Here is a 23,865-nt window from a genome sequence, read left to right on the forward strand (position 1 = left end):
AATGGATTTCTAGCACAAATTCATATGAGGAAATGCCTTCAAATATTACCCCATTAATCTCAACACCTTTAACCCCCTTCGATTCCTCCATTCTTTGCTTAGCTTTTATCAAATCAAAAAAAATAAAACTTATTAAAAATAAATAAAGGATTTAAGTTATTTGTGGAGAAGATTTTAAATAGTTAATATATGTAAGCGCATACTAACCACTACCTTGCAGAAGATACTTCTTAAACATCCAAATCCGCATATTTCTAACTTTCCTTATAGTGGATGGTTTAATTTTTTAACTTTCCTTATGGATAAAACAAGCCCTAAACCAGCGGGTATTTTCGCTGTTCGTCTACTAATTGATAGTTGAGTAAACCAGGTGATTAGCTTTCGTTATCTCTGGTAAAATGGACCGTCCAGTTTAAACCGCCCTAATGTTACACGTGTCACATTTAAACTTTAACTCTATAAAGGAGGTGATTCATTTAATATAAAGATGAATTTAAGTGCAGAAGGGAACGGCCGATTCAATTTAAAAAGGAGATGAAAATGATGGGTTTACGTTTTAAAAAAGGTAAGCGTTTATTATTAACGTGTATCATTCTACTCCCACTCATGTTAATCAGTCTAACACCTTCGGAAACACTAGCGGCTAGTGATGTTAACATTAATTTATCTGGAGTGCGTCAGGAGATTCGTGGTTTTGGGGGAATGAATCATCCGGGCTGGATTGGTGATTTAACCGGTCCTCAACGAGATACCGCTTTTGGAAATAACCATAATCAATTGGGCTTCTCTATTTTACGTATTTATGTCGACGCCAATAGAAACAATTGGCACAGAGAGGTTGCAACCGCTAGACGAGCGATCGAACATGGCGCTTTAGTCATTGCTTCGCCATGGAATCCTCCAAGTGACATGATTGAAACTTTTAATCGTTATGGAGATCGAAATGCTAAACGTTTGAGATATGACAAATATCATGCCTATGCACAGCACCTTAATGATTTTGTTGCATTTATGAAAAATAATGGGGTGGATCTCTATGCCATATCTGTTCAAAACGAACCTGATTATGCGCATGATTGGACTTGGTGGACACCAGCAGAAATGCTACGTTTTATGAGGGAAAATGCGGGATCAATTAACACTAAAGTCATTGCACCGGAGTCATTTCAGTATTTAAAAAATATGTCCGATCCCATTTTAAACGATCCACAAGCACTTGCAAATTTAGATATTCTTGGCGCTCACACTTACGGAACACGATTTAGTGATTTCAGCTACCCTTTATTTAAAGAAAAAGGTGCAGGAAAAGAGCTATGGATGACTGAAGTTTACTACCCTAACAGTCATGATAATTCAGGCGATCTTTGGCCTGAAGCTTTGGACGTTGCCTATCACATTCACCATAATTTAGTTGATGCAGAATTCCAGGCCTATATATGGTGGTATATTCGTCGCCAATATGGACCTATGAAGGAAGACGGTACTATTAGCAAACGCGGCTATTCAATGGCACACTTCTCTAAATTCGTCCGCCCTGGATATGTAAGGGTTGATGCGACAAAAAATCCAGATACGAACGTTTACACCTCTGCATATAAAGGTGATGGCAAAGTGGTTATTGTAGCTATTAATAGAGGAACTACACCGGTAAATCAAAATTTCGTCGTTGATAACGGCGGTATATCAAATGTGTCTAGGTGGATAACTACGGGAAGTAGTAATCTTCAACCCGGAACTAATCTTAATGTGACTGGAAGAAATTTTTGGGCACACTTACCTGCTCAAAGCGTAACTACTTTTGTTGGAGATATTAGCAATTAGTTATATTAGTACCAATTCGAGCTTTCGCATAAAATAAATCTTCAATCAGTGGGCGTTTTCGTTCTTCGCCCACTGATTGTTAGTTGAGTGAATCCGTTATTAACCATCTAAATAGATTTACCTCTGTTCCCTATTTTGAAGGACGTTTTACTGATGGTCTGTGGTAACTAGTAAACATAACCTTAATACTAAGGATGAAAGGAACCATTGTTGCATGTTTAGATACATAATGAGCTAGTATTCTATTGATATCATGAAGACATGCGTGCATGTAAAATTAAACCCACAGCACCACTTTATTGGCTGCCGAGGGTTTAAGCTCTCTTATCATTTCACGCGCTGCATGTCAGATACCTAAGTCTTTCACCTTACTTCACACGATTTATTCACACTAAAATAATCAAAATCGACATACCCACCGACTTCTTTTGTTGCGTAATTAAAAAGTGCAAATCGATAGCCCATAAAATGTTTGGGTAAAGTGTATTTCATGTAAAGAACATCTCCAATTCCATGCCATTGCTCCTGATCTAAACTATAATAAAACGAAGCTTGATCAACCATATTTTCAAATTTACAATCCATTCTTAAATAAATACGAGCTTGTGTCAGAGGAATGGATTCAATTTCATTTTCTTCTGATGCATTTCCTCTTACCATCACTAAATATTTTGTTTTATCGCAAACCTTAATGCCAACAAATCCGTAATGTTCCTGAAGTGCAGCCAATCCCGTAACATCCCCATCTTTCATATTATCAATTTCCACTGCTACTTGTCCTGTACAAAACGGACCAAATGTCCGTTGGGTTAAGGTATTCCTCGCATAAAGAAGTGACTCACGTATATGACCATTAATTAGCCTTAGATAGCTAGGGCGATCTGAAAGGTTCCAAAAACGATGATCCGGATTGTGATTCCACTGCCATGCTCTTTTTAAATAGTCTTGATTTATGCGATCAATACTATTAGAACGAATGACAATATCAAAATGATCCGCGGCTACAATATTAGGCATCCCGAAATCATCGTTTTGCTCACATGTATAAACCACTTTTGAAAGATGATGAATGGGCCAACCGTCTTCCCAAGTTATATCAACTAGACAAGGACAACGTCCGACCGCACCTCGATCTTGAAACAATAGCGCATACCATGATCCATTTACTGTGTCGACTAATCCACCTTGAGCAATGCCAGCATCGGATAAAGCAATACGTCCCTCGTATTCACCATCAACTCGATTCGACCGATACATTAATTGTGTTCGGCCTCCTTCCTGAGGGATCATAATTAAAAAGACAAAATACATCCCATTAATCTTTTGAAAGTGAGACCCTTCAGCTGGTAAAATACAGTTGCTTCCTAGTAACTGGCTCGCATTCGGAATCAAAACTTTACTTAATCCATCTTCTTTAATAGCGGTAGCATCCGCTGTTAACTCAATAATTCTAATATCGCCACCACCATATGTCATATAGACTCGACCTTCGTCGAAGAGTAACGACATATCATGATAGACACCTTCCAAAGTTGATCTGTCCCATTGATGTTTTTCTATGTTATTGGTTTTAAATATATATGTCTTTCCTGCACTAAACGAGGCAACAGCTAAGTAAAAAACGCCATCATGATAGCGTAAACTACTTGCCCATGAACCTTTCCCATACTCATCTTGTTTGTTAGTTAATGTTTGCTGGTCTCCATCTTCTAAAATATCATACACGTACGTTACAATTTCCCAGTTCACAAGGTCAGTTGAAGTCATTATAGGTACACCCGGATTCATATGCATCGTTGTACTTGACATGTAATAAACATCATTGACCCGAATTATATCCGGATCAGGTACATCAGCCCAAATAATTGGGTTCTGAAAATTTGGAGTTACATTTACACTTCTTTGTTCTACCATTATAATTGCTCCTTTAATCCTTATAAAACAAACCTTCAATCAGTGGCGTTTTACGGACGGTTATCTGTGATAAAACGAACCTTCAATCAGTGGGGGGTTCGTTCTTATCCCACTGATTGGTAGTTGAGTGAATCAGGACATCTATTTTCTATTCTGATCCGGGAGCTTACGGACGCTTATCTGTGATAAAAATAATAATGCTTTTGTTAGACTTACGTAAGCACGGAACAAGTTAAGCACTCTATTAGTTGATAATCTTTTGTCGATATTTGGACGGTGTGCGCCCTTCCATCTTTTCAAATTGGGTAACAAAGTAATCTGGGCTTCCAAAACCCACCTCTTCTGCTACCTCATAAATACGCAAATCGGTTTGACGTAAAATTTGTTTGGCTTTATCGATTCGGACTTTTAACAAATAATCTTTGAAGTAGACACCATAGGTCTTTTTGAATAATTGACCTAAATAGACAGGATTCATATAAAATTGATTAGCTATTTTCTTTAATGTTAACGGTTCAGTGAAATGTTTATGAATATAACGTTTCACCTTATAAATATCTCCATTATACTTCTCTCTACTAAGCGTACATAGAAGATTACTTCCCTTCAATGTGTAGTGTAATAATGCTTCCTTAAGCTCATTTAATGTTTTTTTCTCATTAAATATTTCAATTAAACCGTTGATTTGTTTATGGGGTTCGTTTTGCTCAGCTACGCGTTGAATGGTTACTTCTAATTCTTTTTCTAGATGAAAAAGAAACATTTTTATCGCATCAATCGGTGCAGCAATGTGTTGTATATCTTTAATCCATTGCTCAATTTGTTTTTTTATTGCTTGTATGTTATTTTCTTCAATTTCCTCTAACAATTTATCAATGATTTGATGATTGAGCTGTTTATTCTCTATATGACAACGTGCAAGTTCATCATTATACATCAATGGGGTGTCATCACGCCTGTAATATCTCCGATTACTCGCAATCATAGCGGTCTTGTATGAAGAACGCACACCCTTTAGCCCACTATCTACTACTCCAGCAAATAAAAATATGTTTAAACCAATTTCCTTTTCAATAAATACTTTAAGACGGGATAAGAACCAAGGTACTTCATTTACATTTTGCGGAAGGTGTTTTTCTTGTAAGATCACACCATAACCTTCACGCTCAAATGGGTGAATAAACACGTGGGGATCACCGACAAAGTTAGCAATTGCTCGATTGATCTTTTCATCAATCATATCCGTAATCATCTGGTTTCGCACATCAATAATTAAATAGCAGCATTCCTTATTAATATCTTCAGTAAGGATAGCAAGATCATTAAGGTTAGGCTCCTCACCGTCTACAATGATACGTTGATAAATACCATAATTAATAAAGCGTTGATTGGCTTGTTCTTCCAAACGTTCCTTTTCAATCACTTCAGTTAAACTTGAAAAAGTGTCCTCTAATTCCTGCTTGTCAATTGGCTTAAGAAGAAAGTCGGTAACACCTAAACGGACAGCGCGTTGAGCATACTCAAAGTCACTATAACCACTAATGACAATGAATTTAGGAGGGGTCTTAGCATTTTTCTTTATTTGCTGAATCAACTCTAGACCATCATATACTGGCATCCGGATATCTGTTAGAACAACGTCAGGTCTTTCTTCAAGAATAAGCTGCAGAGCATCTTCCCCATCACTTGCTTCTCCTACCACTTCATAGTCGATAGCCTCCCAATCAATAAGAGTCATGATGCCTTTTCTTACAAAATGTTCGTCATCTACTAAAACGACACGATTCATTATTAAACCACCCTCACTTTGTAAGCGTTATCAATATATTGCAGAATAATAGCGCAATTATCCTTGTGAAAACATAACCATTAGACCTCGTCAACTGATATAAAGCAAATTACAATGAATACTTAAGAAAGGTGAATTACCTAATATACAAGAAGTTACCATGTTTTTGATACTTTGACCTGGGCATATTGACTATCGTACGGTGAAGAAACGATTTGCGTTGATTGTAAACTTACTCTTACATTTAGCGGCTCGAATCCAATGTTTATCCGAGTTTGAAGCGTCTTTCTTTTTTTGAGAGATGACATTGTTCGATGGCTATTAAGCATTTGTCGATAGCAACATCTGTCATAACTTCCTTATCTGTATCGCTGTTGACAAATAAAACAAACCTTCAATCATTAGCCGTTTTCGTACTTTTCCCACTGATGGGTAGAGTAGATCACGCCATTAGGCATCTGATAGCTGCCGTCTAAATAGATTTGCTATACACTCTATTTTATGACAAGTGTTTTACGGGCGCTTATCTGTCACACAAAAATTTTAACCACACACTTAATATAACGATTGAACAAAGGTTTGTCAAGAGTTGGGATTACTATATTATTACAATATTAATCTTTTGAATCCTATTTATTTAACAATTAAACCAAGTAATGTTGAAAGAATTTTTGCTTGTTCTTCATTTACAATGCAACCCTTAAGGTTTGCTATGCCGACTGTGATTTGATCAAAATAGGATCGACTTAAATCAATCCCTGCCAAGCTAGTGTTGGTAAAATTAACTCCTGTTAGTTCACATTTATCAAACGTCATATATTTCAAACTATTTTCATATAAGTCCGCCTGTTTAAGTATACATTCATTATAACTAGTATATTTTTGATTACAGAAGCCCATACCAACAAATTGTAAATTACAGTTTTCTAGTGCTACATGATTGAATCGGCCATCAGCCATAATAACACCTGTCATTTGACAATGATAAAATGCAACACGATGCATCGTTACTTCTTCAAAGTGGGCATTAGACAAGTCGCATTTTTCGAAAACAACATCTCGTAAATACATCTTTGTTATCTTTGCTTCTTTAAAATGCACATTACGAAAACGGACATTAACAAACTCGATCGCCTCAGCATCCTGCACCGAAATGGTACAGTTCTCAATAATCATCGCCTCAATATAAGGGTCATGTCGGTCATATATCGTATTAAAATCATTCGTTACTTTTTCTGCTGTCACGTTTGGTTTATTCAATGGCTTCACCACTATTGTCACTCCTTTTATAAGGTAGATGGTTAACGGTTATCTGTGATAAACATTATGATTATATATGAATTGACGCTATTTTTCACCACCAATATATGAATTTGTTCCTTAATCTATATTTAATTAAATAAAAACTTTATTTTTAGCTACCCTATTTGATTACCATTTTAGTACAATAATAGGCGACGTAAATTTTTTTCAATAGTTCTAAATGAAATGATGGATTCATCATCTTTTTAAAAAATATAACGACTTATTAATCAAGAAAGGGAGCTAGAGATGACTTTACTTGTCAAAGATATTATCAGTTATTTAATTCCCCCTGCTGAAGCAATTCACCATACAGTTGATACACTCAAGTTCGGTAATGAAAATACCCCCATTACCGGGATTGCAGTCACCTTTATGCCAACATATGAAGCGATTGAACGCACGATTGAACAACATGCCAATTTATTAATTTGTCATGAAGGTCTATTTTACAAGCATTTAGACGATCCTCTACCTATTCATGACAAAGTCTATCAAGCAAAAAAGCAACGGATTAAAGAGACAAATTTAAATATATTTCGTTTACATGATCATATTCATCGCATTGAACCTGATCAGATAACGTATGGATTAATAACCAAACTGGAATGGCAGCCGTACATCATTGAACACAAAACCGAATCCAGTATTGTATCACTTCCGAAACAATCACTTTACCAGGTCATCACTGATTTAAAGGATAAACTCAATTTATCTCACGTTCGTTATACGGGTGACCTTAACCAATCCTGTCAACGTATTGGTCTATTCGTTGGCTATCGAGGTGGAAGTCACCAAACCCTTTCATTAATTAACCAATACAACCTTGACCTTGTTATTTGTGGAGAAGGACCTGAATGGGAAACACCTGAATATATCCGTGATGCTCGTTATATCGGAGAAAATCGAGGGCTAATCGTCATTGGTCATATGGAAAGTGAAGAACCTGGGATGAGAGCAGTTGCTCAGCAGTTAAGTGAAGCTTTTCAAGAAGTGCCCGTTTTCTTTATTCGTAACAAAACCGCTTTATCAATGATTTGACTTGTCTATGCCCAGCCGCACCATCAATTAAGGAATGATTCCTAATCAAAAACGGGCTATTCGCCCCATTCCAGTCTCGCTATATAATTAGCACCAATGGCTTGCAAAGTTGAACCAATTGCAACAATCAACTGACCACTCTCTGGATTGTCATTAATAATTAGCAGTGTGCCAATAGCTTCTAAACCAGCCCCTAGTGCTTGCGTTACATTTCCACGCGCACTATTTACATTGTCAGCTTCATAATCAGACAATGCGCTCATTGAAGCCCCCATCGATTGAAAGCTATCACCAATTACAATAATACGTTCACTTTGATCACGATCTACTGTATTTGTAAGTGCTAAGTAGCTACCAACGGAGGACGTTGCAGCACCAATCCCATCAATCCAGTTACCCGAAAAGGAAAGTATGCCCTCATCTGGTACGGTTCCTATCACAAATGCGCCGACAGCTTGCAATCCTTCGCCAATCGTTGCGAGCAAATCGCCATATGCTTCGATACCCATCGCTTGTCTTGATTCAGCAACTGCACTAATATTAGTACCTAACGCAATAATTAAAGCTCCCGCTTGAACAATCTCCTGACTCTGCCTATCCACCATTTACATCCACCTCCAATCGATCTTCTGTATTATATTCATGCATAGCAGATTGGAAATGGATGTATATCGTTAAAATTTTAATTGACAGTGCCTTTATCGCTAACAAAAGGCTTTATATCCCTTGCTTTTACGAGTGATCGTACCACCATTTTGTTCTCATAAAGCCAACCTTCAATCAGTGGAAATTTTAATCTTTTTCCAATTGATAGAAGGTTGAGTGGATCAAGACATTAACGTCCGTTATCTCCCTAAATAGATTTGCTCTACGCTCGGGTGCTTATCTATGATAAAAGGTCATATGTTGTTTGTCTTCTCGATAATAGTCTAATCGATCCTGTAATGTCCCGGTATGAAACTCAAACTTATGGCCATCCGGATCAGTAAAATAAACAGAACGTTTATCACGCTGATCTCGCTCTCTACCAGGCAAAATATTGACGTTTAGTTGTTTTAAACGGTTGTGAACATCATCAAAATCACTTTCTGCAACGGTGAAGGCAATATGGGTATATGACTGGGTAATCTCATGGCGCGGAATATCTTTTTCTTCATTTAAGGCAAGCCATAACCCATCCAGGTCAAAATAAGCCGTTTTCCTTCCCTCAACTAACAAGGTTGCCTCAAATACATCTTGATAAAATGTTATGGATCGCTTTAAATCAGAAACAGAAAAAAGTAAGTGATTAATACCTTTAATTTTCAAAAAAAACACCTCATTTTTTGGATTTTTAAAACTAAATAAACTTATGATTAAACGTTTTGCTCACAGTGGTCTAAAAGTGGACAGGACAGACAAATCGGCTTCACTTTGCAATGTACTTTGGCATGCTGAACAATTAACGCATGGTACTCATTATAAAGTTGAACATCTTTGACTAATGTCGTTTCAAATAAATAGCGAAGATCTTGGTACTTTTTGGGTAGGTCAAAACCTAATCGTTTAAAGATTCTTCTTGTGTAAGCATCAATGACAAAAACAGGGCGATCCAAAGCATAAAGTAAGATGGAATCGGCAGTTTCTGGACCGATCCCGTTAATGGATAACAGTTGGTTCCGCAATTGAAGCGTATCTTGATGATGAAGTTGTTCCATTTTAAAATCATAGTTTTCAAACCAAGCTAAGAAGGCATGTAACCGTCTAGCCTTGATGCGAAAAAAACCACTAGAACGAATGAGCTGCTCTAATTTTTCAACTGGTAGATGAAACATTTGAATCGGATCAAGGTATGGCTCCAGCTGTAGCATGGCTTTTTCAACGTTTTTCCAAGCCGTATTTTGAACCAGAATTGCTCCTACCATCACTTCAAAAGCTGTTTTAGCTGGCCACCAATGTTGGCGACCATAGGCTCGGTATAATTGTTTATATACAACTCGAATTACTGTTTCCATCTTATGAGCCATGCTATTCATTCAATTCATGCTTTATCTTAATAAACTGCTTCGTCTCAAATTCAACCTCCAACTCAAACTTAACAACCTCATCCCCGTCGATATCAATAATATCTAAAATATCACGCTTAATCATATTAATCGATTGATCAGCGGTAACATTCATTTGATTTAACAGTATTTCCGTTGCGGCAAGAGCATCATCTCCACTTAATTCACTTCCATCGCGTTGTCCTACTCCTACTTGATTAGCAAGGCCGTCAAAATAATAGTCAAGCTCATCTCCATTATCGAAAGCAATATCTAATTCAAACATAAATATATTCGGATACTCAATATCAGCGTCGTCTAATAAAACATGTTCAAACTCGATTTCTTCTCCATTATTAAAAACAAACTCAACAGTTAGATCTTTAATATCACTTTCATTTAGATCGAGGTGATTTAAGATGGTATTTTGAATTTTGCTTAATGAATGATCTGGTGAAAGCGACAGATCTACTAAAAGTTCTTCACTTTCTTGAATGGCTGCTTCTCCCGTTATGGCTTCATTTCCTACTATTTGATTCTCCGCTTGATTATGTCGGTCATATTGATAATATTTGTTATCACCATCGCTAACATTGATTGTAAGTTCAAATTCGTCAACTGTTAACTCCTCTTGACTAGCTGTTACTTCCTGGCCTTGTTGATCATTATCCTCCCCAGTTGAAACTGAATCTTCATGGTCGATAGGCTCATTTGTATCTCCAAGATCATTACAACCAACAAGTAGAATGATCATCGGGACAACAACTAATAACTTCATACTTTTCCTCCTTTCCAAACATATTCGTTAGTCTAAATATTACCTTAATTTAAAATAAAAAAACACCTTAAACACTTAAAATAAGACTAAACGCTCAAGTTTGTTACCTTGTAAAGATTAAATACATCCTGTAAGAGGTTACATCTTTAAACCATATTGTAATTGCATGTAACATTTGCTATAGTTAATCCCTGTGTATGATAAATAGAAAAAACTCGCTTGCATAAAAGATGAAATTTCAGATAAGTTTCTTATTCCTGTCACGTGACAGGACTTTTTCATGCGTGAAATTTAATTGTGAAGGGGATGGTTTTATCGTGAAATGGCGACAACTGTCATTAAACAAAACATTAATTAAAAACGAATTTCTATCTGGCATTACCGTAGCACTTGCCTTAATTCCAGAATCTGTTGCATTTGCTTTTGTTGCGGGTGTTAGTCCGATATTAAGCATACAAACTGCTGTTATGATTGGGTTAATCGCCGCTATTTTTACAGGTCGACCTGGTATGATTAGCTCCTCTACTGCTGCTATAGCTGTTGTTTTTGCCGCACTTATTGCCCAACATGGTTTAGACTACCTATTTGCCACAGTCATCGTTATGGGCATTATTCAAATCGCTATCGGTGTACTTAAGCTCGGCAAGTTCGCAAGGATCATTCCTTATCCGGTCATGTTGGGGTTTCTAAACGGATTATCAATTGTTATCTTCTTAGCGCAATGGGACCAATTCAAGATTAATCAAGTGACCACCGTTAATGGCGTTGAAACAATTGAACGCGTTTGGCTACCTCAAACTGATTTATTAATCATGTTACTGTTTGTCGGATTGACTATGCTTATCATCTATATCGTCCCTAAATTAACAAAGGCAGTCCCTGCAAGTTTAGTTGCTATTATTACTTTAACGATTATATCTATTATTTTAAGTCGAACAGGCTATCATCTGCAAACCGTGCAAGACTTTGCAGGAATGGAACTAAGTGGAGGATTACCTCACTTTTATCTTCCTCAAGTACCTTTGAATTTTGAAACTGTGCGTATCATTGCACCCTACGCATTAGTTGGTGCATTAGTTGGTTTAACCGAAGCAGTCTTAACCCTTCAAGTCATTGATGAAATGACAGATACCCGCGGTCGAACAAACAAAGAATGTGTCGCACAAGGTTTAGCTAATACCGTAAATGGGTTCTTTGGTGGTATGGGCGGTGACGCAATGATTGGTCAATCAATTATTAACGTTAAATCTGGTGGGCGCACCCGTATATCTGCAATTGTTGCACCTGTTACATTACTGATCTTCTTGATGTTCGGATCTAGTTTTGTTAATATCATTCCACTCGCAGGCTTAGTCGGTGTTATGTTCATGGTTGTTGTTGGTACCTTTGAATGGGAAAGCTTAAAATATGGCGGGAAAATTCCCCTTCAAGATATGGTCGTCGTCATAGCCGTAACTGTTATCACTGTTGTTGTAAACCTAGCATCAGCTGTTATTATTGGTGTTATCTTATCAGCATTAATGTTTGCTTGGGAAAAAGGAAAAGTTATTTATGTCAATATTGAAAATGAACCCGATGGAACAAGAATTTATAAAGTAAATGGTTCAATATTTTTTGGTTCCGTCCTAAATTTTAAAGATTTATTTAATGTTAACGACGATCCAAACCAAATTGTTATTGATTTTAAATATGCAAAGGTAATGGATCACTCAGCTATAGATGCAATTAATTCAATTGCATCTCGTTACGAACAAGCTGGAAAATCCGTAACACTCATTCGATTGAGTGATGATTGCCAGCGCTTGTTTAGAAATGCTAAAACCATTACTTCCGTGAAAATTGATCATTCACAATCTATTCAATCAAAACATCGATATGTATAATAAAAAGGCGCATTTTCTCAGAAATGCGCCTTTTTGTTGCACAATTTGATAACTAAGCGTAAACTAATTCTTATTATATAGAGAAATGTGGGATGTCTTATGGATGAGAAACAAATAAAAATTGGTAGTTTCGCTGCTGCTGGAGCATATTTAATTTGGGGATTTTTACCTCTATATTGGAAGGCTGTTGGAGGAATCTCTGCGGGTGCCCTACTTGGTCATCGCATCGTTTGGTCTTTTGTATTTATGTTATTAATCATTTTCCTATCAAAGAGCACCAAACGTTTTTTAACAGAAGCTCGACTGATTTTTAAAGATCGAAAAAAGCTGACAGGACTGATTCTTGCGTCTCTTGTTATTAGCGGAAATTGGCTCATTTTCATTTGGGCAGTAAATAGCAACTACGTGATTCAAGCGAGCTTAGGCTATTATATTAATCCATTAATAAGTATTTTGCTAGGTGTAGTTGTTTTGAAGGAATCATTAGCTAAAGTCGAGATTTTATCCGTTGTCCTTGCTGGCTTTGGTGTTCTGTTTCTAACCTTTTATTACGGTGTCTTTCCTTGGATTTCGTTAGTTCTTGCATTAACTTTTGCTTTATATGGTCTAATAAAAAAGACAATTGATATTTCAACCATGAGTGGTTTAACACTTGAAACATTAATTGCACTCCCGGTTGCGCTTGTCTACCTACTAATCGAGGGGGATTCTTTAACAACGATGCAATCATCCTTTCAGATGGCGCTATTATTAATGGGTGCGGGTGTCGTAACAGCTATACCATTACTGCTTTTTGCTACTGGTGCTAAGCGAATTCCACTTTCAATGATTGGTTTCTTACAATACATTGCACCAACCTTTATGCTATTAATCGGTGTCTTTTTATTTAATGAGCCGTTTACATATGCACATATGATTGCCTTTTTAGCTATTTGGGTGGCACTGGTGATCTATTCAACATCACGTTTTATGAGATTCAGACAACTAAAAAAGAGTCGCCTGAGAGCAAGTTAATGAAACAATGCTTAGTAAAAACTGTGTTAACCTTTTGGTTAACACAGTTTTTTCACTTTATCACAGATAGCTTTTACTAAAACACCCACATAAAAATAAGAATACAGCTCATCAGGTAACAAATGCTATTGTCCTGATTCACTCGGGCCATGGTCACACAAGCGTTTTCGCAGGACGCGAAGACGTTATCTTGTGTTCCTTATCGGTGGGAGGAGAATGAAAACCTCCTCTAGGAATGCTCATTTTATATTTTAATAATCTGCATCTGAATATCCACCGCTGACAATAGCAATTCCTGCACTTGCACCAATTCGCGTTGCACCTGCCTCAACCACCGCTTTGGCCATTTTCTGATCACGTACGCCGCCTGAAGCTTTTACACCAATATCTGGTCCGACTGTTTTTCTCATTAAGCTGATATCTTCAACAGTAGCGCCCCCTGTAGAAAATCCTGTTGACGTTTTTACATAATCAGCACCTGCTGATACAGCTAGCTCACATGCCTTCACTTTCTCTTCATCTGTCAGTAAGCTCGTTTCAATAATGACTTTAACAAGTGCTTTTTTCTCAGCTGCCTCAACAACAGCTCGAATATCTGATTCTACTAGCTTAAAGTCTCGATCTTTTAAAGCACCAATATTAATGACCATATCTACTTCCGTCGCCCCATGGTCAATTGCATTTTTTGTTTCATATGCTTTGGTAGCAGAAGTGGAAGCGCCTAATGGAAATCCAATAACGGTACAAACCGCCACCTCTGTTTCCGCTAACCTATTTGCTGCAAATTTAACCCAAGTCGGGTTGACACAAACGGAGAAAAAATCATATTGCTTTGCTTCATCACACAGTTTTTCAATCTGATCTTTCGTCGTATCAGCTTTTAAAGCGGTGTGGTCAATCATGTTTGCCATTTTTTTATCCATAAAAACTCATTCCTCCTCTTTTAAATCACTAGCTAAAAAAGCACCAGGTAAAAGGCCAGACACTGTTGTGTCTAACACCTCACCTTTTAAATTCGTTAATACAACTGGCATATCCTGTTCGCAGAGCTCACTAATTACTTGCCGACAAGCCCCACAAGGTGAAACGGGTCGATCCGTATCTGCTACAACCACTAATAAGTCAAATGTCCGCTCACCTTGAGCAAGTGCACTAAACAAAGCGGTTCGCTCAGCACAGTTGCACATCGAGTAAGCCGCATTTTCAATATTACATCCATGATAGACCTTCCCACTTTTTGTTCGTAAAGCAGCACCTACTTTAAATTTCGAATAAGGTGTATATGCTTTTTTACGTGCTTCAATGGCCTCAGCAATCATTTGTTTCACTGTCATCCCCGCCTTCTATTATGCTAATTCGTCTAGAATAGCCTTTACAAAATCAAGAAAATCCTCTCTTACTTTTTCTGTCGTTTCAATGACTTCCTGATGGTTTAATGGCTGATCCAAAATGCCAGCTGCCATATTTGAGATACAGGAGATGCCTAACACTTCAATTCCAGCATGACGCGCTACAATAACTTCTGGAACGGTTGACATGCCAACTGCATCACCACCCATAGCTTGAAGCATATTAATTTCTGCTGGCGTTTCATAGCATGGACCGGTATTCCAAACATAAACCCCTTCTTTCAGATCCAAATCAATTGTTTTTGCCACTTGCTTTGCCAACTGTTGCAGCTGACGATCATAAGCTGCAGACATATCAGGGAAACGCACGCCTTGCTCACTATCATTTGGTCCTATCAATGGATTTTGACCTGTATTGTTGATATGGTCGGTAATTAGCATTAAATCACCGGGTTCAAAATCAGGATTCACACCACCGGCAGCATTCGTGACAATCAAACGCTCAACACCTAAAGCCTTCATCACACGAACAGGAAAAGTCACTGCCTCTAGGCCATAGCCCTCATAATAATGAAAACGTCCTTGCATAGCCATAACAGATACGCCTTTCAGATCGCCGATAACCAATTGACCTGCATGCCCTTCAACCGTAGAAACAGGGAATCCAGGAATCTCCTCATATTTAATGTTAATGGGTGATTCAATTTCGTTAGCTAATTCACCTAGACCTGAGCCAAGGATTAACCCAATTTTAGGCGTTTGAGATAATCGGTCTGTAATAAATCGCGTTGCATCTTGTAATTGTTTTGATTTCATGATCGATCCCCCTTAATATTTCCAAGAAAACTTTCACCGAATTCAGGCATTTTAACGCCAAAATTATCAGCAATGGTAGCACCAATATCAGCAAATGTTTTGCGAATAGGCAGTGCTTGTCCACATTTAATACCTGTATGATGAACGAGTAATGGGACATATTCACGCGTATGATCCGTTCCATGGTGGACAGGATCATTACCATGGTCAGCTGTAATGATTAATAAATCATCTTGACGTAACTTGTCTAGAACTTCAGGCAAGCGTTGATCAAATGTTTCTAACGCTTCTCCATAGCCTTGCGGATCCCGGCGGTGACCATACTTTGCATCAAAATCAACAAGGTTCAAAAAGTTCAATCCATGAAAATCTTTATCGATGGATTGAATGAATTTTTCCATTCCATCATCGTTACTCACTGTACGAATCGATTCTGTTACCCCTTCGCCATCATAAATATCTGATATCTTACCTAAGGCAACGACATCCAACCCTTGATCTTTTAACGCATTCATAACTGTACGCCCAAAAGGCTTTAATGCATAATCATGTCGATTAGCCGTACGCTCAAATGCACCTGGCTTACCAATAAAAGGGCGTGCAATAATTCGTCCAATCATATATTTGTCATTCATCGTTAACTCACGCGCCGTTTGACAAATTTGGTATAGCTCATCAACGGGTACAATGTCTTCATGTGCTGCAATCTGTAAGACTGAATCAGCAGAAGTATAAACAATCAATGCACCAGTACGCATATGTTCTGCACCAAGCTCATCAAGAATTTCAGTCCCTGAAGCCGGTTTATTACCAATGATTTCTCGTCCCGTTCGCACTTTAATTTCAGCTAATAGATCATCTGGAAAGCCATCTGGAAATGTTTGAAACGGTTGATCAATGTGAAGACCCATTATTTCCCAATGTCCAGTCATTGTATCTTTTCCATTTGAGGCTTCCTCCATCTTTGTATAATGCGCTATTGGAGTATCTACTTTTTCTATCCCTTTAATTTCTCTAATATGGCTTAAACCCAACTTCCCCATCGTCGGCATGTTTAATCCACCCATATGCTCGGCAATGTGCCCTAATGTATCTGCACCAACATCATTAAAATCAGCTGCATCTGGAGCTTCTCCAATTCCAACTGAATCTAATACAACTAAAAAGATTCGTTTAAATATCCCTGACATGTTGATTCCTCCTTGTTGTTATTCAACTAAAAAACACCCGAATATGTTCTGCAATAACGCCACCTAAATAAACGCCAAAGACGCCAACAACAGCAGAAAAGACAGGGGGTGCTGGCAATGGCAACTTTAAAAATTTAAACAAAATACCAACCATTATCCCTGCTAATAGTGCTAAAAATACTTCTCTCATCGTTTCTCTCCTAAATTCTTATTCAGTAATAATATCATAAATCAATTGATACGGTGACGGCTTTTCCGCTGAAAAGGTATAAGCTTGTTCAACTTTATTTTTAACCTCACTGACATCTTGCTGATTACTGTGAATGACGGCAATGGTATCACCGCTTTCAACCCGGTCACCGACTTTCTTCTTTAAAACAATCCCAACGGCTAAATCAATTTCTGACGCCTTTGTCATCCGCCCAGCTCCAAGCATGCTAGCAGCGATACCGAGCTCATCAGCAACCATTGCGGAAATATAGCCTCCCTGACGAGCTACAACATCGATTTGATAAGCAGCCTGCGGTAATCGATCAGGATCAGCAACGACTGAATCGTCCCCACCTTGCGAAGCAATAAATGCTTTAAACTTTTCAATCGCTTGTCCATTTTCAATAGCCGACTCAAGCTTTTGTCTGGCTTCTTCAATGGATGACGCTTGTTTAGCTAAATAGACCATATGACTACCTAGTGTCAAACAGAGCTCTGTTAAATCTTCCGGACCCCGCCCATTTAATGTATCAATGGCTTCCTTGACTTCTAGGGCATTCCCAATAGCAAAACCTAATGGCTGGCTCATATCTGAAATGACAGCAATTGTTTCTCGACCTGCCCCATCCCCAATGGCCACCATCGCTTGAGCAAGCTCTTTCGCTCCAGCCAAGTCTTTCATAAACGCACCAGATCCTGTTTTCACATCTAAGACAATTGCATCAGCGCCTGAGGCTATTTTTTTACTCATAATCGAACTTGCTATTAATGGAATTGAATTAACGGTAGCTGTAACATCACGTAAAGCATACAATTTTTTATCAGCAGGCGTTAAATTCCCGCTCTGACCGACAACAGCAATTTTATTTTGATTCACTAATTTATTAAATGTATCACTAGCTAATTCAACTTGAAAACCGTCAATTGCTTCAAGCTTATCTATGGTCCCACCGGTATGACCCAAACCTCGACCTGACATTTTAGCAACTGGCACACCTATGGTAGCAACGAGTGGCGCTAAAATAAGCGTTGTGGTATCACCAACACCACCGGTACTATGTTTATCGACTTTAACCCCTTCAATGTCTGATAAATCGATTTGGTCGCCGGACGCAACCATCGCCTTTGTTAAATGCACACATTCTTCCGTTGTCATATCTTGAAAATATATGGCCATTGCCATCGCCGACATTTGGTAATCTGGAATATCACCATCGGTATAACCTTTGATCATAAAATCTATTTCCCGTTTAGATAAGGCCTTATCGTCACGCTTTTTTGCAATAAGATCTACCATTCTCATCGATTCACTTCCTTTCTCTATGCCTTAATATTTATGTAAACCACTACTTAATTAATGCGATAACACCCAGACATCTACACCTGCTCTTCATATAGTATAACCAAGTGAGCATATTCACTCATTAATTAAAGGTAGGACGTCCAACAACTTATTTAAAATCATTTAGATAAAACGAACCTTCAATCAGTGAGCGTTTTATGGGCAATTTATCTGTGATAAAATAGGCAACTGCAGGTTCTTTATCACTTGACCTTCTGCATTTTTAAACTTCCCTAACCTTTAGAACGTCTTTGTATTTCTCGTTTGCAACAATTAAGCTACTCTTATTAGTATAATGATCAGAGGACGACCCCGTCAATTAAGAAAGAATTTTACAAATCCAAATCATTAAAAGGTGCGTTTTCTAAACACATTAAAACTAACTTGATCTGATCTAAAGAAATTTAGTGAATATAAGACAGGTTGATCATTGGCATCATAATGTGTTTGTTTCAATATCAATAATGGAACATCAAGATCACAAGATAAGATTTTTGAAATTTCTTCATGATAACCAATCGTTTTAATAGCTGCTTGTGCATAGCTAATGGTGATATTTGCCTCTGTTTCGAGCGCCCGTAGCATCGATTCATCAGTTAACTGGTTTATTCCCTTTAATAACTTAGCTGGAATTTTGTCAATACAATAAACAAGAGGTACACCATCTGCTTTTCGCACACGTTTAACTAAATAAACGGGTTCGCCTTTCTCTAAATGAAGTTCTAACTGATCTTCACTATGAGCATCAGTGTAACCGGTAAAGCGCCATTCGGTTTCTGGTTGTTTACCTTCACGTTTGATCATGTCGGTAATGCTAAATAATTCTTCTAGCCCACCAGAGAAAACAGGCTTTTTGTTAACAAATGTGCCTATACCATGTTTTCTTAATATAATGCCCTCTTCCTCTAAAATGCGTAAAGCCTCTCTTAATGTATTTCTAGATACATGTAATTGTTTAGCCAATTCCATTTCTGAAGGCAAACGTTCTCCAGGTTCTAACTCACCTTTAGTAATTTTTTCTTTTACCTGTTCAATAACCAACAAATAACGTGGTGTTTGATAATTGTATTCCAATCTAATCCTTCCTTTATACACACATTTTCATACGTTTATCATTTTTCTTCATTTCACATCTGACCTGATCGTAGACTGTCATGTTTTATCTATACTGTGCGTTAACGTAAGCAAGCCTAATACTAAGCTTTAGACCACGTATAGTAAACGAAGTTAACCCATTCTCCGTTCATTTCAAAACGATTAGTATCTGCTCCTTGATAAGTAAAAGCGTTCTTCTCTAATACACGTTGTGATGCTAAATTATGAGAAGTTGTTTTTGCCTCTAATCGAGTAACCGGCAATTGGTCGATACGTTCGAGCAATAGGGCGACTGCTTGACTGGCCAATCCTTTACCTACACTATTTCCACCGATTCGATAGCCTAAATCACCCGTCTGTGTTTCAATATCAATATCTACTATATTAAGACGGCCATGTATAACTGACGACTGATCTTTAATTAGGAAAAAGTATGACTTCCCAGTTTCTTGTTCTGCTAATAATGCTTGATTATTTTTCTTAAATTGCTCATATACAAAATAATTATCCGGGCGAGGCGGAACCATCTTCTCAAAGAATACTTTATTTTCTTGTTCGAACTTAAAAAGGGCTTCAAAGTCACGTTGATTTAATTTTTCTAATCTGATATTCATGTAATTTTCCTCACTTATCTTAATAGATTTCGGTAAAGCCTTAATGAAATGTATGATTCCGTTTCACTATTTCCATAGCTAGATTGTTCATGACTGAAGATAAAGCCTTTAGCTTGATAAAAAGGAATGGCTTCCATATTACCTTTTTGCACAGAAACCCATTGCTTTCTCGCACCTTGTTGCTTCTGTTAGGTAGTGATCGCATCTAATAACTGTGTTCCTATCCCTTAATTTCGTCGCGAGGGGGCAATATATAATACAAACAACTCACTCATTTGGCAATCTGTCATACCACCGCCCCCAGCACCGACTACTTGATCATGATCTAATGCCACAAAGTAACCTCCCCAAGAGCGACTTGTCTCCGTTACCTCGCGCCATACGCGCTCTCGATGATAAAAAGTCTCAATGACTCTATTAATATAAGCCTTTGAATGTGTCGTTCAGTAGGTATTCCAGTAAGCTATTCGACAAACATTAATAATTCCTGAGATATCCACTTCTGTCGCTCTAACCACTTCAATCATTGCAAATCACCTTGTCAAACCGATCGAATCCGAACATCGTCAGATCAACCGTACTTTCACGTTGCATAATACGATCTGCTAAACTTTCACCAATGCCACTAGCAAATTTAAAGCCATGACCTGAAAAGCCAGCCGCTAGCCAAACTTGTTTATGATGAGGGTGTTGATCAATAATGAAATCTTCATCGGTTGTCATCGTGTATAAACAAGTCTTACCTTTCTTAAGCTTCCCTGCTGCTTTCGGCATCCATTTTTCTAGAAATGACCTTAATATGTGTTCGTCTTCAGGATAATAACGAAAATCTCGCTCAAATTGATTGGGATCAACTGGCATACCATAATCATGGCGACCTAGCTTAACACCACTTCCATCCATGCTAGGGAAGCCATAAAATAACCCTTCATCTGTTTCGGCTGTGAATCCAGGAAAAACACTAGCATCAAACAAATCAGGATCTGCATCAAACCAACCAATCACTTGTCGTTTCGGTGTTAATGGAATAGCTAAGTTTAGTTGATCAAACCATTGAGCCTGCCAAGCCCCGGTAGCAATGACTACTTGTTGGCTTGTATACTGTTGTGCTTGTGTGATAACGTGGACATCATCTTGATCTATAACAAGGTCTGTCACGGGTTGATTAACAATAAGATCTGCTCCTTCTGCTTGAGCTAAGCGACGATAGGTTTTCATGCACTGATCGACAAACAACACACCCGACTCCGATTCAAAGCACCCGATTTGCGTTGCTTTATCCGCTAAATGTACACTGGGGAAGTTATACTTAAGTTCATTGTGATCATACATCGTCAACGGTAATTGATAGTGGCTAGCACTTTGTTTTATTTCATTTATAAACGTAGAGTTTTCCTTAGCAAAACTTAAAATGCCTGTTTTTTTAAAGAGAGGGACTTCACTTTCGATCTGCAGTTGATTCCAGAGAGCTTGCGACCTTAAAGCTAACGGTGTATAAGCTCTTCCTTCTCCATAAGCATGGCGTATCAGACGGGTCTCCCCTCCGTGGCTCCCTTGTTGATGCGGTGGATCATAGGCATCAATCATCAACACCGTCGCTCCTTGTTTTGCTAAATAATAGCCTGTTGCTAAACCTATTGTGCCTGCTCCAATAACAGTGACATCATACTTCATCTCGCTTTCCCCCCTTTATCTCCTTGAGTCAGCAATCGCTTGTAATGCCCGCTGTTTATCCTTGGCTTGGACATAGATTAAATATTGTGTAGGTGATGAGCCAACAAAAGCGCGCGCATTCACTTGTCTTTTTATATCTATTTGATAAACTATGCCCTGTGCTTGCAAGCCGCTAACGCTTCGAAAATAACTTGCTTCATCAAATGTAGTAAAAACTTCATGTTTAAACTTTGAAAACAAATAGCGGAATAACCCCATCTTATCATCCTTCCATAGCTTTTAACATGGCGTTCCACAGTATTCTATTTTATTTCCATTATAACACTAGCTGCAATATGTAACTGCTGCATGTAAAACAATTTTCAATTAATGGACGGAGGCCTACATGATGTAGGTCATACAGACGTTGCCACAGGACGTGGCGGTTTTAGTCTACGTTATTTCCTCCCACCGATTGATCTCTGAATGAATCAGGAGGTTAGCGTCCGTTATCTCCCGCCAAAAAAGAATAAATAAAATTTATATATTGACTTAAACTTAAAAAGAAACTAGCATTAAAGTTAATCATTAACGCTTTAAATTTAAGATAATAAAGGAGCCCACAACATGAAAAAAATTCTCTTGTTAATGAGTTTATTAATTCTAGTCGCTTGTCAACCAGCAACAGATGATGACACAACTCAAGAAAAAACAAATGATAAAGTAACAAATGAAGAAACTGTCGAAAACGGGGACCATGAAGAGAAAGACGCAGAAGACCAAGCAGATCCAGATCAAGACAACGAGCGTGAGGATCAACCAGAGACTGATCAAGGTATTGGTCAAGATGGCTCATATAGTTCAGACGACGCGATTATTCTTGTTCAAGAATATCTCCATGACGAAGGTGTAAACATAGATATGAATTATATGTATGACGGCGATGACGAGCAAGGACATTATCGCGTTCAAGTATTTGAAGTGATTGGTGACGGTGCTGAAGAGTCCCACACTGCTACCTATGGCTGGTACAGTGTAGACCCCGAAACAGGAGAAGTAACAGATCTTTTTGATTAGTTTTCACGACGTGAAAAGCGTGCCCGCTTTTATATAAAGATGCGCACGCTTTAGGTTTAACCAATTTTAATGTGATGTTCTTTCAATCCATCGGTTAATTTTCGGGCGAATTGAACGGCATGCGGATGATCACCATGAAGGCAAATCGTATCAGGGGCTAGGTCAATCCATCTGCCGTTGATCGTCTTTACACGTTGCTCCTTTACCATGGCTAAAACCCGTTCGACAACTTCATCTTCATTTCGAATCACTGCATCTTCTTCACTTCTTGGGACAAGCGTACCATCATCATGATAATGACGATCGGCAAAGACTTCTTGGGCATAAGAAAGACCGACCGCTTCTGCTTCACTTATCAATGCACTATTAGCCAAACCGTATAAAATCAAATCCGGATCAAAAGCTTTAATCGCTTCACATATCGCTTTTGCTATTCTTTGGTCTTGAGCCGCAACATTATATAACGCCCCATGCGGCTTAACGTGATGAAGCTTTTTTGCTTGAGTAAAAGCTGTTAAGGCGCCGATTTGATAGGTAACATCATTCGCTATCTCTTCCGGAGAAGCTTGTAACACCCTTCGACCAAAGCCAACCCGATCAGGGAAGCCTGGATGTGCACCTATCTTCACCTGATAGCGCTCAGCTAAACGAACTGTCTTTGCCATCACCATCGGATCAGCGGCATGAAATCCACAAGCAATATTAGCTGATGATAAAAAAGGCAAGATGTCTTGGTCGTGCCCAATTGTATAACGGCCAAAGCTTTCGCCTAAATCACCATTTAAATCAATACATACCATACAATCACCTCCATCATTCGGTCAATATAAGATGTATCTTCAATCAGTGAGAAGTTTTGTTCTTACCCCACTGATGGGGCGCTACGGGAATCAAGACATTAACGGACATTTTACGTGCTATCTATGACAAATCTTCTAGCTTCAGTAGAACCG

General features: G+C 38.2%; 23 protein-coding genes. 5 read left to right on the forward strand and 18 right to left on the reverse strand.

Annotated elements, in window-relative coordinates; all coding sequences use genetic code 11:
• Window positions 1-543 precede the first annotated feature (543 nt).
• A complete protein-coding gene (xynC, locus tag B494_RS0114020) occupies window positions 544-1,821 on the forward strand; it encodes a glucuronoarabinoxylan endo-1,4-beta-xylanase XynC (protein ID WP_017473018.1) in 1,278 nt (425 codons plus the stop codon).
• Window positions 1,822-2,184: 363 nt separating this feature from the next.
• Here xynC and B494_RS0114025 read toward each other — a convergent pair whose 3' ends face one another.
• The 3 genes from B494_RS0114025 to B494_RS0114035 form a co-directional block, all read right to left on the reverse strand.
• Complete coding sequence (locus tag B494_RS0114025; RefSeq protein WP_017473019.1) at window positions 2,185-3,735, reverse strand: glycoside hydrolase family 43 protein; 1,551 nt, start codon at window positions 3,733-3,735, stop codon at window positions 2,185-2,187.
• Window positions 3,736-3,979: 244 nt separating this feature from the next.
• Window positions 3,980-5,524, reverse strand: a complete 1,545-nt coding sequence (locus tag B494_RS0114030; protein WP_017473020.1) for a response regulator transcription factor — start codon at window positions 5,522-5,524, stop codon at window positions 3,980-3,982.
• Window positions 5,525-6,157: 633 nt separating this feature from the next.
• Complete coding sequence (locus tag B494_RS0114035; RefSeq protein ID WP_017473021.1) at window positions 6,158-6,796, reverse strand: pentapeptide repeat-containing protein; 639 nt, start codon at window positions 6,794-6,796, stop codon at window positions 6,158-6,160.
• Window positions 6,797-7,075: 279 nt separating this feature from the next.
• On the opposite strand from B494_RS0114035, the gene B494_RS0114040 reads away from it, so the two are divergent.
• Complete coding sequence (locus B494_RS0114040) at window positions 7,076-7,867, forward strand: Nif3-like dinuclear metal center hexameric protein (protein WP_017473022.1); 792 nt, start codon at window positions 7,076-7,078, stop codon at window positions 7,865-7,867.
• A gap of 56 nt (window positions 7,868-7,923) precedes the next feature.
• On the opposite strand, the gene B494_RS0114045 is transcribed toward B494_RS0114040, so the two are convergent.
• From B494_RS0114045 to B494_RS0114060, 4 genes are all read right to left on the reverse strand, one after another.
• Complete coding sequence (locus B494_RS0114045) at window positions 7,924-8,472, reverse strand: DUF6944 family repetitive protein (protein ID WP_017473023.1); 549 nt, start codon at window positions 8,470-8,472, stop codon at window positions 7,924-7,926.
• A gap of 277 nt (window positions 8,473-8,749) precedes the next feature.
• The gene (fosM, locus tag B494_RS0114050; protein ID WP_017473024.1) at window positions 8,750-9,175 is read right to left on the reverse strand and encodes a FosM family fosfomycin resistance protein; all 426 of its coding nucleotides are present in this window, start codon (window positions 9,173-9,175) and stop codon (window positions 8,750-8,752) included.
• A 47-nt stretch (window positions 9,176-9,222) separates the two neighbouring features.
• On the reverse strand, window positions 9,223-9,861 hold the full coding sequence (locus B494_RS0114055; protein WP_026065264.1) for an endonuclease III domain-containing protein: 639 nt from the start codon (window positions 9,859-9,861) through the stop codon (window positions 9,223-9,225).
• A gap of 13 nt (window positions 9,862-9,874) precedes the next feature.
• Window positions 9,875-10,669 carry a YusW family protein gene (locus B494_RS0114060; RefSeq protein ID WP_017473026.1) on the reverse strand — a complete coding sequence of 265 codons (795 nt, stop codon included), beginning with the start codon at window positions 10,667-10,669 and terminating at the stop codon, window positions 9,875-9,877.
• Between the two features lie 317 nt (window positions 10,670-10,986).
• Between B494_RS0114060 and B494_RS0114065 the strand changes: the two genes are divergently transcribed.
• Both B494_RS0114065 and rarD read left to right on the forward strand, forming a co-directional pair.
• Complete coding sequence (locus tag B494_RS0114065) at window positions 10,987-12,552, forward strand: SulP family inorganic anion transporter (protein WP_017473027.1); 1,566 nt, start codon at window positions 10,987-10,989, stop codon at window positions 12,550-12,552.
• Window positions 12,553-12,651: 99 nt separating this feature from the next.
• A complete protein-coding gene (rarD, locus tag B494_RS0114070) occupies window positions 12,652-13,566 on the forward strand; it encodes an EamA family transporter RarD (protein ID WP_017473028.1) in 915 nt (304 codons plus the stop codon).
• Window positions 13,567-13,817: 251 nt separating this feature from the next.
• Here rarD and deoC read toward each other — a convergent pair whose 3' ends face one another.
• From deoC to B494_RS0114125, 10 genes are all read right to left on the reverse strand, one after another.
• Complete coding sequence (gene deoC, locus B494_RS0114075; RefSeq protein WP_017473029.1) at window positions 13,818-14,489, reverse strand: deoxyribose-phosphate aldolase; 672 nt, start codon at window positions 14,487-14,489, stop codon at window positions 13,818-13,820.
• Window positions 14,490-14,495: 6 nt separating this feature from the next.
• Window positions 14,496-14,900, reverse strand: a complete 405-nt coding sequence (cdd, locus tag B494_RS0114080; protein ID WP_017473030.1) for a cytidine deaminase — start codon at window positions 14,898-14,900, stop codon at window positions 14,496-14,498.
• A 12-nt stretch (window positions 14,901-14,912) separates the two neighbouring features.
• Window positions 14,913-15,731 carry a purine-nucleoside phosphorylase gene (locus B494_RS0114085; RefSeq protein ID WP_017473031.1) on the reverse strand — a complete coding sequence of 273 codons (819 nt, stop codon included), beginning with the start codon at window positions 15,729-15,731 and terminating at the stop codon, window positions 14,913-14,915.
• Window positions 15,728-16,921 (reverse strand): phosphopentomutase, encoded by a 1,194-nt coding sequence (deoB, locus tag B494_RS0114090; RefSeq protein WP_017473032.1) that lies wholly within the window; start codon window positions 16,919-16,921, stop codon window positions 15,728-15,730. Before deoB ends, B494_RS0114085 begins: the two co-directional genes overlap by 4 nt.
• Window positions 16,922-16,943: 22 nt before the next feature.
• Window positions 16,944-17,111, reverse strand: a complete 168-nt coding sequence (locus B494_RS19480) for a XapX domain-containing protein (protein ID WP_017473033.1) — start codon at window positions 17,109-17,111, stop codon at window positions 16,944-16,946.
• Window positions 17,112-17,129: 18 nt separating this feature from the next.
• The gene (locus B494_RS0114100) at window positions 17,130-18,434 is read right to left on the reverse strand and encodes a pyrimidine-nucleoside phosphorylase (protein ID WP_017473034.1); all 1,305 of its coding nucleotides are present in this window, start codon (window positions 18,432-18,434) and stop codon (window positions 17,130-17,132) included.
• A 387-nt stretch (window positions 18,435-18,821) separates the two neighbouring features.
• Window positions 18,822-19,547, reverse strand: a complete 726-nt coding sequence (locus B494_RS0114105) for a GntR family transcriptional regulator (protein WP_017473035.1) — start codon at window positions 19,545-19,547, stop codon at window positions 18,822-18,824.
• A 122-nt stretch (window positions 19,548-19,669) separates the two neighbouring features.
• Window positions 19,670-20,182: a GNAT family N-acetyltransferase gene (locus tag B494_RS0114110; RefSeq protein ID WP_017473036.1), complete on the reverse strand. Its 513-nt coding sequence runs from the start codon at window positions 20,180-20,182 to the stop codon at window positions 19,670-19,672.
• 519 nt (window positions 20,183-20,701) lie between these two features.
• A complete protein-coding gene (gene solA / locus B494_RS0114120; protein WP_017473038.1) occupies window positions 20,702-21,856 on the reverse strand; it encodes an N-methyl-L-tryptophan oxidase in 1,155 nt (384 codons plus the stop codon).
• Between the two features lie 15 nt (window positions 21,857-21,871).
• Window positions 21,872-22,114, reverse strand: a complete 243-nt coding sequence (locus B494_RS0114125) for a hypothetical protein (RefSeq protein WP_017473039.1) — start codon at window positions 22,112-22,114, stop codon at window positions 21,872-21,874.
• A 348-nt stretch (window positions 22,115-22,462) separates the two neighbouring features.
• Here B494_RS0114125 and B494_RS0114130 point away from each other — a divergent pair, with 348 nt between their 5' ends.
• Window positions 22,463-22,912: a hypothetical protein gene (locus B494_RS0114130; protein ID WP_017473040.1), complete on the forward strand. Its 450-nt coding sequence runs from the start codon at window positions 22,463-22,465 to the stop codon at window positions 22,910-22,912.
• A 56-nt stretch (window positions 22,913-22,968) separates the two neighbouring features.
• Here B494_RS0114130 and B494_RS0114135 read toward each other — a convergent pair whose 3' ends face one another.
• Window positions 22,969-23,712, reverse strand: coding sequence for a LamB/YcsF family protein (locus tag B494_RS0114135; protein WP_017473041.1), 744 nt, complete (start codon window positions 23,710-23,712; stop codon window positions 22,969-22,971).
• Window positions 23,713-23,865: the final 153 nt, after the last annotated feature.

It is taken from the genome of Amphibacillus jilinensis Y1, assembly GCF_000306965.1.
Classification (GTDB): Bacteria; Bacillota; Bacilli; order Bacillales; family Amphibacillaceae; genus Amphibacillus_C; species Amphibacillus_C jilinensis.